Source organism: Streptomyces sp. NPDC043876, assembly GCF_056435825.1.
Window position 1 is genome coordinate 204,081 of sequence record NZ_JBWKDV010000011.1, and the last position, 15,004, is coordinate 219,084.

The following is a 15,004-nucleotide window of genomic DNA, read 5'->3' on the forward strand; positions in this document are numbered from 1 at the left end:
CCCGGCTCACCTCGCATACCGGGCGGGCGTGGACGTACCACCGCAGAATCGGAGACATGGACGACAGACCGAGGTGGAGCTGACATGGATCTGCCCGTGATGCCCCCGGTGAAGCCGATGCTGGCGAAGTCCGTGTCCCGCATCCCCGCAGGCATGCAGTACGAGGCGAAGTGGGACGGCTTCCGCGCCATCGTCCACCGGGACGGCGACGAGATCGAGATCGGCAGCCGCACCGGCAAGTCGCTGACCCGCTACTTTCCCGAGCTGGTCACGGCGCTCAAGGACAATCTGCCTCCGCGCTGCGTGATGGACGGGGAGATCGTGATCGTTCATGGCGGGCGGCTGGACTTCGACCGGCTGAGCGAACGCATCCATCCCGCCCAGTCCCGCGTCACCCTCCTGGCCGATCGGACCCCGGCCAGCTTCATCGTCTTCGACCTGCTCGCGCTCGGCGACGAGGCCTTCCTCGACACCCCGCTCGCCGACCGGCGCACCGCGCTCACCGCAGTCCTGTCCACGGCCCGTCCCCCCGTCCATCTCGCGCCCGCGACCACCGACCCCGCGCTCGCGCAGGAGTGGTTCGAGCGGTTCGAGGGCGCCGGGCTCGACGGGGTGATCGCCAAACCGCTCGATCTGCCCTACCGGCCCGATGCCCGCCTCATGTTCAAGATCAAGCACGAGCGTACGGCGGACACCGTCGTTGCGGGTTTCCGTTTCCACAAGAGCGGTCCGATCGTCGGATCGCTCCTCCTCGGCCTGCACGACGGGCACGGCGTGCTCCAGCACGTCGGCGTCTGCGCCGCCTTCCCCATGAAGCGCCGCGCCGAACTGGTGGAGGAGCTCGAACCCCTGCGCATGCCGGACCCCGCGGGCCACCCCTGGGCGGCCTGGGCCGAGGAGGCCGCCCACGAGAGCGCCCGGCTGCCCGGCGCGCAGAGCCGCTGGACGGGCAAGAAGGACCTCTCCTGGGTGCCGCTGCGCCCCGAACGCGTGGTGGAAGTGGCCTACGACCACATGGAGGGCGACCGCTTCCGGCACACCGCCCAGTTCCGCCGCTGGCGGCCCGACCGGGTGCCGGAGAGCTGTACGTACGCCCAGCTGGAGGAGGTCGTCGGCTACGACCTGGCCGAGGTCCTCGGCCCCCCGACGCCCCGAGCCCGCTAACCCGCGCCGCACCGCTCACGCCTGAGCCCGCTGACCCGCGCCGCACCGCTCACGCCTGAGCCCGCTGACCCGCGCCGCACCGCTCACGCCTGAGCCCGCTGACCCCCGCCGCACCGCACCGCTCAGGCCCGCGCCGCTACCCGCGGGGCGAAGTTCCCCTCGCCCAGGTCCTCCGCCAGCAGCCGCTTCGCGATGGCGTCGGCCGCCGCCCGCAGCTCCGCGCTGCGCGGCCGGCCCCGGTCGCGTTCGAGCTGGTCGCCGAGCCAGGTGGCCCAGGCGCCGGAGATGACCGCGGCCTCCCGCTCCCCCGCCCGGGTGAGCGAGAAGAAGGTGCCCTCGTGCGTCAGGTAGCCCTCCTCCACCATCCGGTCGAAGACGGGCACCAGCACCTCGGGGGGCAGCGAGCGGCGGGAGGCGATCAGGCCGAGGCTCGCGTACCCGACCGTGCGGGTCAGCAGGTCGACCTGCATCACCGCCCAGGCGCCCGCCATGTCGAGCCGGGTGTCGGATCCGGCGACGATGCTCCGCGCCTGCTCCGGCCCCATGCTCCGGACCAGCTTGCCCACCGCCAGTTCGAGCAGTTTGGCCGAATCCCCGGAGGCCGTGGCGGGGGAGGCGAAGCCGTCGCCCATGTCGGTCGAAGCCGCCCGGGCGCTGTCGCGCAGCTTCACCTGCTTGAGGAAGAGCGCGACGACGAAACCGGCGCCCGCGACCGGCACCGTCCACAGGAAGACCGTGTGCAGCGCGTCCGCGTAGGCCGCGATCACCGGGGCGGCCGCGGCCGGGTCCAGGGCGTGCACCCCTTGCGGGCTCTGGGCCCGCGCGCCGATCGCCGCCGGGTCCCCGCCGGTGATCCGGGCCGCCTCGGCCACGCCCGAGGTCAGGGCGGGCTTGAGGCTGTTGGCGTAGATCGTGCCGAAGACCGCGGCCCCGAAGGCGCTGCCCAGGGTCCGGAAGAAGGTGACGCCGGAGGTGGCGGTGCCGAGGTCCGCGTAGTCGACGGTGTTCTGCACGGCGATGGTCAGCACCTGCATGCACAGGCCGATCCCGACGCCGAGCACGAACATGTACAGCGATTCGAGTACGGCCCCCGTCCCCGGCCCCATCCGGGACAGCAGGTAGAGCCCGACGCCCATCACCAGGGAACCCGCGATGGGGAAGATCCGGTAGCGCCCGGTCTTGCCGGTGACGTTGCCGCTGAAGATCGAGGCGATCAGCAGGCCGATGACCAGCGGCAGGGTCCGGACGCCCGAGACCGTGGCCGAATCCCCGTCCACGTACTGGAGGTAGGTCGGCAGGAAGGTCATCGCGCCGAGCATCGCGAAACCGACGACGAAGCTCAGCACGGAGCACACCGTGAAGACCGGGTTCAGGAACAGCCTCATGGGCAGCATCGGTTCGGCCGCCCGGGTCTCGGCCACGCAGAACAGCGCGAGCGCGGCCGCCCCGCCCGCGAAGAGCCCGAGGATGACGGGGGAGGTCCAGGCGTACTCGTTGCCGCCCCAACTGGTGCCCAGGATCAGCGCGCTGGAGCCGACGGCGACCAGCGCGATGCCGAGGTAGTCGATGGCCGGGTGCGCGCCCGACCGTACCGAGGGGATCGTACGGGCGGCCGCGATCACCACCAGGACCGCGATCGGCACGTTGACGTAGAACGCCCAGCGCCAGCTCAGGTGGTCGGTGAACAGCCCGCCCAGCAGCGGTCCGATGACGGTCGCGACGCCGAACACGGCGCCGATCGCGCCCTGGTACTTGCCTCGTTCGCGCAGCGGCACCACATCGGCGATCAGTGCCATGGAGGTGACCATCAGGCCGCCCGCGCCGATTCCCTGTACGCCCCGCCACAGGATCAGCAGGGTCATGTTGCCCGCGAGGCCGCAGAGGAACGAGCCGGTGATGAAGACGACCGCGGAGATCTGGAAGACGACCTTGCGCCCGAAGAGGTCGCCGAACTTGCCCACCAGCACCGTGGCGACGGTCTCCGCGAGCAGGTACGAGGTGACCACCCAGGACATGTGGGCAGCTCCCCCCAGGTCCGCCACGATGGTGGGCAGGGCGGTGCCCACGATGGTCTGGTCGAGCGCGGCCAGCAGCACGCCCAGCATGATCGTGCCGAAGACGATGTTGCGCCGCCGCCGGTCGAGCACGGGCGGCGCGGCGGCTATCGCGGGGTCGGCCGCGGGGGCCGCGGAGGCTGTGGTCACATCTCGCACTCTCACAGCGCCGCCGCCCGCCCGCATGCGGCGCTGGGCCGTACGGGTCACCCGCGCGCGGGATCAGCGCAGGTAGGCGAGGCCCGGGTGCTCCTGCACGTACCCGTCCAGCAGCCGCCGGGCCACCGCCACCGAGTCCACCAGCGGGTGCAGTGCGAAGGCCTTGACAGCGTCCCGGCGCGAACCGCCGGCTGCGGCCGCCAGGACCGCCCGCTCGACCGCCTTCACCGAGGTGACCAGCCCCACCGCGTGCAAGGGCAGCGGGTCCACGGCGACGGGGTGCGCGCCGTTGGCGTCGACCAGGCAGGGCACCTCGATGACGGCCTGCGGGTCGAGCACCGAGAGGGTGGTGCGGTTCGGGACGTTGAGGATCAGCGTGGTGCGCTCGTCGCGGGCGATGGCCCGCATCAGCGCGAGCGCCACCTGCTCGTACCCGCCGGACTCCAGGTCGCTCTCCTCGCGGTCCCCGGCGCCCGCCGCCTCGCGGTTCTCGGCCATGTAGGTGGCCTCGCGCTCGGCGCGCGTGCGGTCCCACGCCGCGAGCGCGTCCCCCGGTCGCTCGTCCCAGCCCTCGGCCTGCGCGTAGAAGGCGCGCTGCTGGTCGCGCAGGAAGGCGCCGCGGGTGCGCTCGGCCTGTTGGTAGGCGCGTACCGTCTCGCGGTTGAAGTAGTAGTAGTGCAGGTACTCGTTCGGGATCGCACCGAGCGAGCGGAGCCAGTCGGCGCCGAAGAGCCGGCCCTCCTCGAAGGACTCCAGGGCGGCGGTGTCGGCCAGCAGCCGCGGCAGTTCGTCCCGGCCGCCGACGCGCAGGCCGCGGACCCAGCCCAGGTGGTTGAGGCCGACGTAGTCGATCCAGGCCTCCTCGGGGCGGGCGCCGAGCAGCCGGGCGATCCGCCGGCCGAGCCCGACCGGGGAGTCGCAGATCCCGATGACCCGCTCGCCCAGTTCCTCGGCCATCGCCTCGGTGACCAGTCCGGCCGGGTTGGTGAAGTTGATGACCCAGGCCCCGGGGGCGGTACGGGCGATCCGGCGCGCGATCTCGCGCGCCACCGGCACGGTGCGCAGGCCGTACGCGATCCCGCCCGCGCCGACCGTCTCCTGGCCCAGCACTCCCTCGGCCAGGGCGACCCGCTCGTCCGTGGCGCGCCCGTCGAGGCCGCCGACGCGGATCGCGGAGAAGACGAAGTCGGCGCCGCGCAGGGCCTCGTCGAGGTCCTTGGTGGCGCTCACCTCGGGGGCGTCGGGCACCCCGGCGGCCGCGGCCTGGTCCGCGAGCACCCGGGCCATGGCGGTGAGGCGGCCGGGGTCGGTGTCGTGGAGCGTCACGTGGGTGACCCGGCCGTCGGCGTGGTCGCCGAGCAGGGCCCCGTAGACCAGGGGTACGCGGAAACCGCCCCCGCCGAGGATCGTCAGCCGCACGTCCTACCGCCCTTCGCCCGCGCGGCGGTGTCCGCCGCACTCCGGCCACGTGTCACGCGCCGCGCGCCCGTGCCACCGGTCACGTCCCGCCGGTCACATGCCACCCGTCCGTGCCACATTCCGTGACACGGACGGGTGCCGTTGCCGGCGGGCCGCCCGTGCCACCTTTCGTGGCACCAGTGTCACCCGGCCGGCGCGTCCGCCGTCGACGGCACGGCGCGCAGCCGCGCGGCGGCGGCCTGCGGCGGGCGGGCCGCTCCGCGCGGCGCGGGCCCGACCGGTACGCCCTGGGGCGCCGACAGGATCAGGGTGACCCGGGTCAGCCCCATCAGGTCCAGCATCCGGCCGGATTCCGCCACCATCCGGCAGCGGGCCGCGCCCCAGCGCGGGTCGGGGTGGCGCACGGAGCGCACCGCTCCGTCGCGCTCGGCCGCCGCGGCTCCGTGGGTGCTGAGCCAGTGCGGGACGCCGTACCGGTAGGCGGCTTCCATGAACGGGTCACGGGCCACCTCCTGGCGGATGCTGCGCAGTCCCTCGTCGTCGGGATCGGCGGCCAGCGTGGTCGCGAACTGCGCGAGCAGGGGCACGCACCAGGCCGGCTCGTGGTCCTCCAGCACGGCCGCGGCGTCCGGGTGGAACAGCACGAAGCGCAGGAAGTTGTCGTCGGGCAGCGCGGTGGGGTGCGGGCGGACGGTCTGGAAGAGCTGGTCGAAGGCCGAATTCGTGAGCGCTACGTCCCACCGGCGGTCGACCAGGAAGCTCGGGTAGGGCACCGCCTCCATGAGCGCGGCGTAGTCGCGCAGGTAGTCGCGCTGCGCCGGGTCGGCGGGCAGCCGGTTCTCCTCGGCCGCGCGCCAGGTCGGCGGCGGATCGCGGTCCACCATGACGCGGAAGAGCCAGAAGCACTGGCGCTCGCTCATCTCCAGCGCCTCGGCCAGGGCGAGCAGCTTGCGGTCCGTCCACTCCTTGACCAGGCCGCGTTCCCAGTTCCCGTACGCCCGCACGCTGATGCGCAGGCGTGCGGCCAGGTCCTCCTGGCTAAGGTTCAGCTCTTCGCGCCGTTGGCGCAAAATCTCCTTGCGTCGCTCCGACCGCACCGCGCCACGGACGGGCTCTTCACCCGTCAGGCGCCCCTCACCGGCTCGGGCGAGGCCATCGGACGGGCCCACCGCTGCGAGATGTGGCACCGAGAGCTCCCCCTTCTCACGGTCTGGATCTTCATTTACGTGTGGCGATCCTGCTACCGACTTCATTCGAGTGTCAACTATTGTGGCAATTCCAGCCCCTTGACGGCTCATTCACGCCACAGCTGTGGCAAGTTCTAGTCCTTCAAGGGGAGAAGGGTTAGCCTCCAGGGGCCGACCATGTGCCCGAACCGACCCTCGCGCGATCTAGGAGAACCACTGGTGACAGACGGCTTCCCGGCTCCCGTCGCGGTGGCCAACGTGCCCTTGGCAGCCACCGTAACGCGCGTCGCCGAACTCGCGGGCAAGCTGGGCCGCGACCAGAGCGAGGTCTTCGATCTGCGCCGCCTCTCGGAGGCCTCCGGGGTGCCGGCCGACGTGGTCAAGAGCCTGCTGGAGGGCCGCCCCACCGGCGAGCCCGATCTGCAGACCCGCTTCCTGCAGCGCCTGGACCTGCTCCGGCGCACCCGCGTCAAGCCCAACGGCCGCCGCTACACGCAGCAGGAGATCGCGGACGGCGCCGGCATGTCGCGCCAGCAGGCCGGGGCCCTGATCAACGGCGACCGGCGGCCCACCATGGAGCACTGTGACGCCATCCAGCGCTTCTTCGGGGTGCACGCGGGCTTCCTCGCCGCCCACGACGCCGACGCCCTCACCGACGCCCTGCTGCGCACCGAGCAGCAGCTGCTCCAGGATTTCGCGGGGCGCGAGCGGCAGAACGCGGCCGGGCAGGCTTCAACGGGCGATCCGCTGGCAAGACTCCTCCAGAACCACGGCGTCCGGGGCATCGCCTGGCGCGCCGCCCAACTGCCCAGTGACAAACACCGGGACAAAGTGACGGAATGGCTGGACATGCTCCTCGAAAGCGTCAAACCGACAGAATCATGACCCAGTCGAAAGCCTGGGTCTGACCCTTGAGTCCTGATCCGGATCCGCGCCGACGGGGAGAACGGTGAGCATAGGCAGAGAGCAGCGGCGGCTGTGCGGAGAGCTGGTGGCGGCCATCCGCCAGGCCGCCCCCGTGGAACCCGTGGACCTCTACACCACCCTGTGCGAGGGCATGAGCAGACACCGCGGGCGCCCGGTGGAGTTCCGCATGGCCTCCTTCCCCCCGGGGACGGCGAGCGGCCTGTGGCTCGACATGGCCGACCGCGACCTGGTCGTCGTGGAGGAGCGCACGGCCCCCGACCACCAGTTGGTGATCCTCGGCCACGAGCTGTGGCACATGAAGGCGGGTCACTGCAGCCATCACGTGGACGGCGCGGCGGTGGCCGCCCGGCTGCTGTCGGATGAGGCCGACCTCAGCGAAACGGTCCGCCGGGTCGCCGCGCGCACCCGCGCCGACGTCCGGGAGGAGACCGAGGCGGAGACCTTCGGCCTGCTGCTCGGCAGCAAGTGCCGCCCCTGGCTGTCGGCTTCCCTGGGGCCGGAGCCCACCCGACGCGACAAGCTCGCGGGACGCATCGAGGCGTCCCTCGGCTACCGAGGACCACGAGGCTGAGAACGTGCTGACCACAAGGCCGGGGACCACGGCGAACACCGGCCCGAGGGCGTGCTGAAGAAGTGAAGGGCCTGGACTTCTACATTCCGGCCGGCGTCCTGGTGATCGCCTTCACCTGCAAGCTCCCGGGACTGACCCGGCACTGGCGCGATCCGCTCGTGCGGGCGGTCAGCGTGCTGCTGCTCGTGGCCAGTTCGGTGTTCTTCTTCGCCGCCCCGCCCACGATCGCCGCCGTCAACCGGATCACCGGCGTCCCCAACTTCTCGGCGCCGCTGGTCTACTGCATCCTCACCGCCTTCAGCGCGTCCTGCCTGCTGCTGCTGATCAACTGGCGGGGCGGCCCCGACGACCGCGCGCGCACCCTGTCCCGCTGGTGCGTGGGCTCGTACAGCGCCGTGATCGTCTCGCAGTTCTCCCTGTTCGCGACGGGCGGCGCCCCGGTGGAGCGGCTGCGGGACTTCGACACGTACTACGCGAACACGCCCTACATCCGCGAGATGATCCTGATCTACCTCGTGGCGCACACCGTCGCCGCGGTCGTGATGACCGTATTGTGCCGGCGCTGGTCCCTGCACGTGCGCGGTTCGCTGCGCTCGGGGCTGATCCTCATGGTGTGCGGGTTCATGCTCAACCTGGTCTTCGACGCGGCCAAGTTCGCGGCCGTCGGGGCCCGCTGGGCCGGGCAGGACCTGGACGTGCTGAGCACCACGGTGGCCCCGCCCGTCGCGTCCTTCTCCGCCCTCCTGATCGGGACGGGCTTCGTGCTGCCGCTCGTCGTCCAGCGCGCGTCGGCCTTCTGGCAGACCTGGGCGACGTACCACCGGCTCGGACCGCTGTGGCGCGAGCTGCGCACGGTCGTCCCGCACGGTTCGCGCGCGGTCCGGATCTCCTGGTGGTCCCCGGCCGACCTGCGGGTCACGCAGCGGGTGGCGGACATCCACGACGGCATCCTCCACCTCGACCCGTACTTCGACCACGCCCTGCGCGACCGGACCCGGGCCGCCGCGCTCGCGGCGGGCGCGGGGACCGCCCAGGCCGATGCGACGGCCGAGGCCGCGATGGTCGCCGCCGCCGTCCGGGCCCGCGCGGCCGACCCGGAGGAGAAGGTCATCGGCTCGGCGGACGCCTATACGTCGGCGAGCGTGCAGGGACCGCGCGACCTCGTGCGCATCTCGCGCGCCCTCCGCTCCCCCGAAGCAGCACGGACCCGCCGGCACGCGGCCAGTACGGAAAGCAGCCACCCATGAGCGAGACCACGAGCCGCGCCCAGCCCGGGCCGAGACGCATACCGGCGCCGCGACCCGCGGCGGGGGAGACGGCCCCCGCCCCGGACGCGGCGGCAGCCGGCAGCGGTACGCCGTCCCCGCGGCGCGAGGCCGTCGTGATCGGCGGCGGGCTGACCGGCATGCTCGCCGCCGCCGCCCTCGCCCCGTACGCCGACCGGGTCACCGTCATCGAACGCGACACCCTCCCCCGGGCCGCCGAGCCGCGCGCCTTCCTCCCCCAGGCCCGGCACGCGCACATGCTCTGGTCGGGCGGCGCGGAGGCCATCGAGGGCCTGCTCCCCGGGTTCTGCGAGCGGCTGCTCGCGGCGGGCGCGCACCGGATCCCGCTCACCTCCGGCATGGTGGCCCTCTCCCCCGGCGGCTGGTACCGCCGCTGGCGGCCCACCCGCTACCTGCTCACCGCCGGCCGGGACCTGATCGACTGGGCCGTGCGCGCGCAGATGGCCGGGCTCGCCAACGTCCGGGTCGTCGAGGACACCCGGGTACTGGGCCTGACCGGCGACGCCGGGCGGGTCACCGGTCTGCGGATCACCGCGCCGGACGGGGCCGAGGAGGTCCTGTCGGCGGCCCTCGTCGTGGACGCGAGCGGGCGCGGCACCCGCACCCCCGAGTGGCTGGGCGAACTGGGCGTGCCCCGGGTCCGCGAGGAACTGGTCGACTGCGGACTCGTCTACGCGAGCCGCCTCTACCAGGCTCCGCCCGGTGCCGAGACCGGCTTCCCCGTGGTCAACGTCCAGGCGGCGACGCACGGTCCGCGCCCCGGCAGGAGCGCCGTCATCATGCCGGTCGAGGGCGGCCGCTGGCTGGTCACCCTGTCCGGCACCAAGGGCGGCCAGCCCAGCGCCGACAGCGCCGCCTTCGAGTCCTTCGCCCGCTCGGCGCGCCATCCGGTCGTCGCGGAGCTGCTCCAGTACGCCACGCCCCTGTCCGAGGTCACCACCTTCGCGAACACCGCCAACCGGCGGCGCTACTACGAGAAGTCGCGGATCTGGCCCGAGGGCTACGTGGTGCTCGGCGACGCCGTGGCCTCCTACAACCCGGTGTACGGGCACGGCATGTCGGTGGCCGCGCAGGGTGCGCGGGCGCTGCGCCGCTCCCTGCTGGAGGGCGGCGGCCTGCGCGCGGCGGGCCTGGCCCGGCGGACCCAGCGGGCGGTGGCCGCACCGGTGTCGGTGGCCTGGGACCTGGCGACCGGGCAGGACATCTTCTCCCCGGACGCCGTCGGCAAACGGCCGGGGGCGGCCGACAAGCTGCTCTCGCGCTACGTCGGCCGCCTCGTACGCACCGCCACCGCGGACTTCGTGGTGGCCACCGCGCTCACCGAGGTGATGACGCTGTCGGCGCCGATCACCACGCTGGTCCGCCCCCGCGTCCTGCTGCACGCACTGCGCGGACCGCGGATGCCCCAGCTCACCGGGCCGCCGCTGACGGAACGGGAGCTGGGCTTCACCCGGCGCACGGACCGGACCGCGGCGGGGCACGCCGAACCGGCGGAGCCCGTCGGGCCCGTGGAGCCCGCCGGCACCTGACGCGCTACGTCCCGAGGGCGAGCGCCAGCGAGGGGAACAGGTCCTGGAACGGGGCCGCGGAATCGATCCCTTCCCTCCCGTAGGGGGCGTCGAAGCTCCACACCATGAACAGCAGGAAGACGATCAGCCCGCTGAAGAGCCCGGCCAGCAGCAGCTCCCGACCGGACCGGCGGATCTGCAGGGTGAAGATCAGCCCGATGGTGACCAGACCCCCGGTCAGCAGCCCGAACCAGATCACGCCCGGCAGCGTCGCCCCCGAACTCTGGGTGCGCGAGTGGCGGGCGTCGTCCGCCGTCGCGATCTGGTCCAGCAGCGGCTGGTAGGCCTGGGCCTGCAGTTCGGTGGCCGGGCTCTGGTGCGTGACGTCGCTGCGCAGGGCGCCCAGCAGCGCGGCCCCCTTCGGGGAGGCGTTCGCGCCGGAGGTCAGCAGCGGCCAGTCCACCGTGACGGTGTGCGTGACGTACGCGTCCACCTCGCCGCGGATCCGGTCGCGCACCGGCGCCGGATAGACGTCGGCGCGCTGGGTGACCTCGTACAGGGACTGCGCCTCGCGGCGGACGGTGTCCTCGGCGGCGCCGCGCGCCTCCCAGACGCCCGCGATCGCCAGACCGAGCACGATCGCGTAGACGACCCCGACCATCATCGTCATGTACTCGATGACGTCGGGGGTTTCGCTGGTGTCCTCGTCGGCGGCGACGCGGCGGTGACGCAGCGCGGTGCAGGCGAGGACGAGCGCGCAGACGAGCGCCATGGCGATGGCCAGGACCAGCCATTCGGACATGCGGGATCTCCCGGTGTGGGTGTGGATCGGTCGGTGAAACGGGGGGGGCGGGCCGCACGGGGCCGCGGGGCGCCGCGGGGGCCGCGCCGGTGGTGGGGTGCCGGTCGCTCCGGGCGGTCCGGCTCAGGCGGTGCGGCTGCGGCCGCTGCGCCCGCGCGGGCGCAGGGCCGCGGCCGCGAGCACGGCCGGGGTCGTGACGACCACGAGCAGCATCATGGTGGACAGCCCGGCCGGGCCCCGTCGTTGGAGGGCCGCGGAACGGTACGGGCGCACGTGGAACCCGGCAGCCGGAAGCACCGCCGCCCGCGCGGCGGCGGGCCGCGGTGACGGCGCGGGAACCACGGGGACCGGCGGAACGGGCGGAACGGGAGGCGCGTCCGGCGCGGCGGCCGCGGGCCCGGCGGCCGGAAGCGGGGGCCGCGCGGGGGCGGGCGCGGGCTGAGCCGGGTGCCGGACGGTCGGACCCGCGGGCCCCGGCAGGGCGCCCGGGACGGAGGGCCGCACGGACGGCCGGCCAACGGCCGGAGGCAGCGCCACGGGCGGCTGCCCGGCCGGCACGCACAGGTCCACGCGGGCTCCGGGGGGCGGCACGTCCACCTGCCCGTGCCCCCCACCGTGTCCAGCTCCGTGCAGCGGACAGAAGACGGCCACCAGCCCGGCTCCGGCGAAGTACTGCCAAGCGGCCACCGCACTGCCTCCCTGTCGCGCGCCCGGCGCCCCGCGGCTCGCGGCGCTCCCGGTCCTGTTCGTGCTCCCGGCTGAAGAAACGATTGCGGCGGGGCTTCGATACGCCGTGGATCAGTCAAGATCGCCGGGGCGGGGATTACTTCCGGCCACCGCGGCCGGGCCCGGTTCACCCGCCCGGCCCAGCCCGCCACGGCACCCGCCCCGCGCCCGCCCCATCATCGAGGGAGCGCAGCCGCAGCTCAGCGGGGATCACAGGGACGGTGCCGGGTGGACGCGAGCAGTCAAGGCGATCTCGGAGCGCGGGTCGACGCGCTGACGGACGGTCTGCGGGCCGATCTGGAACGGCTGACCTCGATCCCCTCGATCTCCTTCCCCGGCTACCCGCCGGAGCCGGTCGAGGAGGCGCACGACCTGATCGTCGCGCTGCTGCGCGAGGCGGGCGTGACGCAGGTGCAGCGGATCGACCTGCCGGACACCGCCCCGGTGGTCTACGCCGAGATCCCGCCCCCGGAACCGGACGCCCCCACCGTGCTGCTCTACGCGCACTACGACGTCCAGCCCGTCGGCGCTCCGGGGCTGTGGCTGTCCCCGCCCTTCGAACCGACCCCGGTCCCGGGCGGGCTGCGGGCGCGCGGCGTCGCCGACGACAAGGCGAACGTGATCGCGCACCTGGGGATGCTGCGGGTGTTCGGCGGCCGCCCGCCCGTCGGGATCAAGCTGGTGATCGAGGGGCAGGAGGAGTACGGCAGCGCCTTCGACGACTACCCGCCCACCGATCCCGCCCGGTTCGCCTGCGACGCGATGGTCATCGCGGACCTCGGCAACCTGCGCCCGGGCACGCCGACCCTGACCACCGGGCTGCGCGGTGCCTGCGAGGTCACCGTCGAGGTGCGCACCCTGGCCGAGCCCCGGCACAGCGGGGAGTTCGGCGGGGCCGCTCCCGACGCGCTGCTGGTCCTGCTCCGGGCGCTGGCCACCCTGCACGACGACGCGGGGGACGTGGCCGTACCGGGCCTGCGACGGGACCCGTGGGACGGTACGACGTACACCGAGGAGGAGTTCCGGGACCTGGCCTCCGTCCGGGGCGATCTGCCCCTGATCGGCACCGGCTCGCTGGGCGAGCGGCTCTGGAGCGGGCCCGCGATCACCGTCATCGGGCTGGACGCCCCGACCGTCGACCACGCGGCCTCCGCCGTGGTCCCGTACGCCCGGGCCAAGCTGAACCTCCGCTTCCACCCGCACCAGAGCGCCCGGGAGGCCCGGGCCGCACTGGTCGCCCACCTGCGCGCGCAGCGTCCCTTCGGCATCCCGCTCACCGTCACCCCCGGCGACACCGGCCCCGGCTTCGAGGCCCGGACCGGGGCCCCGCCTACCGGGCGGCGCTGACCGCGCTGAAGGAGGCCTGGGGCACGGAGGCCTCCTACGTCGCCACCGGCGGCTCGATCCCGCTGGTCAACGGCCTGGCCAAGGCGGCGCCCGGGGCCGAGGTGCTCCTCTTCGGCGCCCAGGACAGCATGTGCAACCTGCACGCGCCCAACGAACGGGTGCTGTTCTCGGAGCTGCGCAACACGGTCGTCGCGATGGCCGCCTTCGTCCGCGAGTTCGCGGCGGACCACCGCCTGGGAGCCGCCCGGTGAGCGCCGCGAGCCCGGCCCCCACCCCGGCCGGACCGGAGGCGGAACCCGGAGCGGGCGGCGAGCCCCCGCCGCCCTCGCGGAAGTTCGCCTTTCCCAGCGCCCTCACCGTCCTGGCCCTGGTCACGGTGGCGATCTGGCTGCTGGCCTTCCTCATCCCCGCCGGGCAGTACGACCGCGGCGACACCGGCGCGCCGGTCGCGGGCACCTACCACCGGGTCGCGGGCACCCAGAGCTTCACCGACCGCCTGAACGACCTGTTCCTCGCCCCGGTCAACGGCCTCTACGGACTCCAGGACCCCACGACCGGCCAGGTCGGCCCCGGCCTGACCGGCGCCCTCTACGGCAGCGCGGGCGTGTTCCTCTTCGTCCTGGCGATCGGCGCGTTCATCACGGTCGTCTTCGCGACCGGCGCCCTGGACCGGGGCATCGCCCGCCTCGCCCACCGGCTGCGCGAGCGCGGCGCGCTGCTGATCGCCGCCGTGATGCTGGTCTTCTCCGTCCTCGGCACGGTGGAGGGCTTCGCGGAGGAGACCCTCGGCTTCTACGGTCTGCTCGTGCCGATGATGCTGGCCCTCGGCTACGACCGGCTCGTGGCCGTGGGCGCCGCGATCCTGGGCGCGGGCGTCGGCGTCCTGTGCTCCACGGTCAACCCGTTCGCGACGGGCGTGGCCTCCTCGGCGGCCGACATCTCGCTGGGCGACGGGATCGTGCTGCGCTTCCTGATGTGGATCGTGCTGACGGCGGTGACGGTCCTCTACGTCGTCCGGTACGCGAAGCGGGTCCAGAGGGACCCGGCGAAGTCGCTGTGCGGGTTCCTGCCCGGGGACCGCGAACAGAAGGCGACCGGCGACGAGGTGGCCGAGCCGGAACTGACCCGGCTGCACAAGACGGTGCTGGCGCTGCTGGTCCTGGTCTTCGCGTTCATGATCTTCTCGGTGGTGCCGTGGTCGAGCGCGCTCACCGGGAAGGCGGACGCGACGCCGTACGGCTGGGAGCTGGACTGGTCCTTCCCGCAGCTCTCGGCGCTGTTCCTGTGCGCCGCCGTGCTGGTCGGCCTGGTGGCGCGGATGGGCGAGGCGAAGCTCAGCTCCACCATCATCCAGGGCGCGGCCGACTTCATCTCACCCGCCCTGGTCATCATGCTGGCGCGCGGGGTCACGGTCATCATGAACAACTCGAAGATCACCGACACCGTCCTGCACTCGATCGAGGGCGTGGTGAAGGGGACCTCGTCCGGTGTCTTCGCGGTGATCGTCTTCCTGGTGAACCTGCCGCTGGCCCTCCTGATCCCGTCCACCTCCGGGCACGCCACCCTCGCCATGCCGATCCTGGCGCCGCTCGCGGACTTCGCCGGGGTGCCCCGCGCGGTGGTGGTGACGGCCTGGCAGTCGGCCAGCGGCTGGATGAACCTGTGGGTGCCCACCACCGCGGTGACGATCGGCGGGGTGGCCCTGGCCAAGGTCGGCTACGACACGTACTTGCGGTTCGTGTGGCCGCTGCTGGCCGTTCTGTTCGTGCTGATCTGCGGGTTCGTGGCCCTGGGCGCGGCGATGTAGCGCCGCCCGGCACGTCAAAGGGGCGCGGACCACCGGGTGGTGGTCCG

The 15,004-nt window shown here is 73.4% G+C and carries 13 protein-coding genes; 8 read left to right on the plus strand and 5 right to left on the minus strand.

The genetic code is table 11. The features are described 5' to 3' along the window. Positions 1-84: 84 nt before the first annotated feature. Positions 85-1,164, plus strand: a complete 1,080-nt coding sequence (locus AC0693_RS30425; RefSeq protein WP_478803441.1) for an ATP-dependent DNA ligase — start codon at positions 85-87, stop codon at positions 1,162-1,164. Positions 1,165-1,286: 122 nt separating this feature from the next. Here AC0693_RS30425 and AC0693_RS30430 read toward each other — a convergent pair whose 3' ends face one another. From AC0693_RS30430 to AC0693_RS30440, 3 genes are all read right to left on the minus strand, one after another. After that, the gene (locus AC0693_RS30430; protein WP_478803442.1) at positions 1,287-3,368 is read right to left on the minus strand and encodes an MDR family MFS transporter; all 2,082 of its coding nucleotides are present in this window, start codon (positions 3,366-3,368) and stop codon (positions 1,287-1,289) included. Between the two features lie 72 nt (positions 3,369-3,440). Next, a complete protein-coding gene (locus tag AC0693_RS30435) occupies positions 3,441-4,796 on the minus strand; it encodes a 6-phospho-beta-glucosidase (RefSeq protein ID WP_478803443.1) in 1,356 nt (451 codons plus the stop codon). 182 nt (positions 4,797-4,978) lie between these two features. Next, positions 4,979-5,866 carry an MmyB family transcriptional regulator gene (locus AC0693_RS30440; protein ID WP_469335440.1) on the minus strand — a complete coding sequence of 296 codons (888 nt, stop codon included), beginning with the start codon at positions 5,864-5,866 and terminating at the stop codon, positions 4,979-4,981. Positions 5,867-6,202: 336 nt separating this feature from the next. On the opposite strand from AC0693_RS30440, the gene AC0693_RS30445 reads away from it, so the two are divergent. From AC0693_RS30445 to AC0693_RS30460, 4 genes are all read left to right on the plus strand, one after another. Then, entirely contained in the window at positions 6,203-6,868 is a 666-nt protein-coding gene (locus AC0693_RS30445; protein ID WP_478803444.1) for a helix-turn-helix domain-containing protein, read from the plus strand. Positions 6,869-6,932: 64 nt separating this feature from the next. Further along, positions 6,933-7,481, plus strand: a complete 549-nt coding sequence (locus AC0693_RS30450) for a toxin-antitoxin system, toxin component (RefSeq protein ID WP_356405101.1) — start codon at positions 6,933-6,935, stop codon at positions 7,479-7,481. A 62-nt stretch (positions 7,482-7,543) separates the two neighbouring features. After that, the gene (locus AC0693_RS30455) at positions 7,544-8,728 is read left to right on the plus strand and encodes an MAB_1171c family putative transporter (protein ID WP_356405099.1); all 1,185 of its coding nucleotides are present in this window, start codon (positions 7,544-7,546) and stop codon (positions 8,726-8,728) included. Further along, positions 8,725-10,296, plus strand: coding sequence for an FAD-dependent monooxygenase (locus AC0693_RS30460; protein ID WP_478803445.1), 1,572 nt, complete (start codon positions 8,725-8,727; stop codon positions 10,294-10,296). Before AC0693_RS30455 ends, AC0693_RS30460 begins: the two co-directional genes overlap by 4 nt. Positions 10,297-10,300: 4 nt before the next feature. On the opposite strand, the gene AC0693_RS30465 is transcribed toward AC0693_RS30460, so the two are convergent. Continuing rightward, positions 10,301-11,077 carry a bestrophin-like domain gene (locus AC0693_RS30465; protein WP_356405096.1) on the minus strand — a complete coding sequence of 259 codons (777 nt, stop codon included), beginning with the start codon at positions 11,075-11,077 and terminating at the stop codon, positions 10,301-10,303. 123 nt (positions 11,078-11,200) lie between these two features. Further along, a complete protein-coding gene (locus AC0693_RS30470; RefSeq protein WP_478803446.1) occupies positions 11,201-11,764 on the minus strand; it encodes a hypothetical protein in 564 nt (187 codons plus the stop codon). Between the two features lie 267 nt (positions 11,765-12,031). On the opposite strand from AC0693_RS30470, the gene AC0693_RS30475 reads away from it, so the two are divergent. From AC0693_RS30475 to AC0693_RS30485, 3 genes are all read left to right on the plus strand, one after another. Beyond that, positions 12,032-13,150 (plus strand): M20/M25/M40 family metallo-hydrolase, encoded by a 1,119-nt coding sequence (locus AC0693_RS30475; RefSeq protein WP_478803447.1) that lies wholly within the window; start codon positions 12,032-12,034, stop codon positions 13,148-13,150. Between the two features lie 101 nt (positions 13,151-13,251). Beyond that, positions 13,252-13,401, plus strand: coding sequence for a hypothetical protein (locus AC0693_RS30480; protein ID WP_478803448.1), 150 nt, complete (start codon positions 13,252-13,254; stop codon positions 13,399-13,401). Between the two features lie 110 nt (positions 13,402-13,511). Next, on the plus strand, positions 13,512-14,957 hold the full coding sequence (locus AC0693_RS30485) for a YfcC family protein (RefSeq protein ID WP_478803510.1): 1,446 nt from the start codon (positions 13,512-13,514) through the stop codon (positions 14,955-14,957). Positions 14,958-15,004 lie beyond the last annotated feature (47 nt).

What these genes read in the sequence shown, in the direction of transcription:
- AC0693_RS30465 (WP_356405096.1), bottom strand. Translation starts at nt 11,077, where the DNA reads ATGTCCGAATGGCTGGTCCTGGCCATCGCCATGGCGCTCGTCTGCGCG.
- AC0693_RS30460 (WP_478803445.1), top strand. Translation starts at nt 8,725, where the DNA reads ATGAGCGAGACCACGAGCCGCGCCCAGCCCGGGCCGAGACGCATACCG.
- AC0693_RS30425 (WP_478803441.1), top strand. Translation starts at nt 85, where the DNA reads ATGGATCTGCCCGTGATGCCCCCGGTGAAGCCGATGCTGGCGAAGTCC.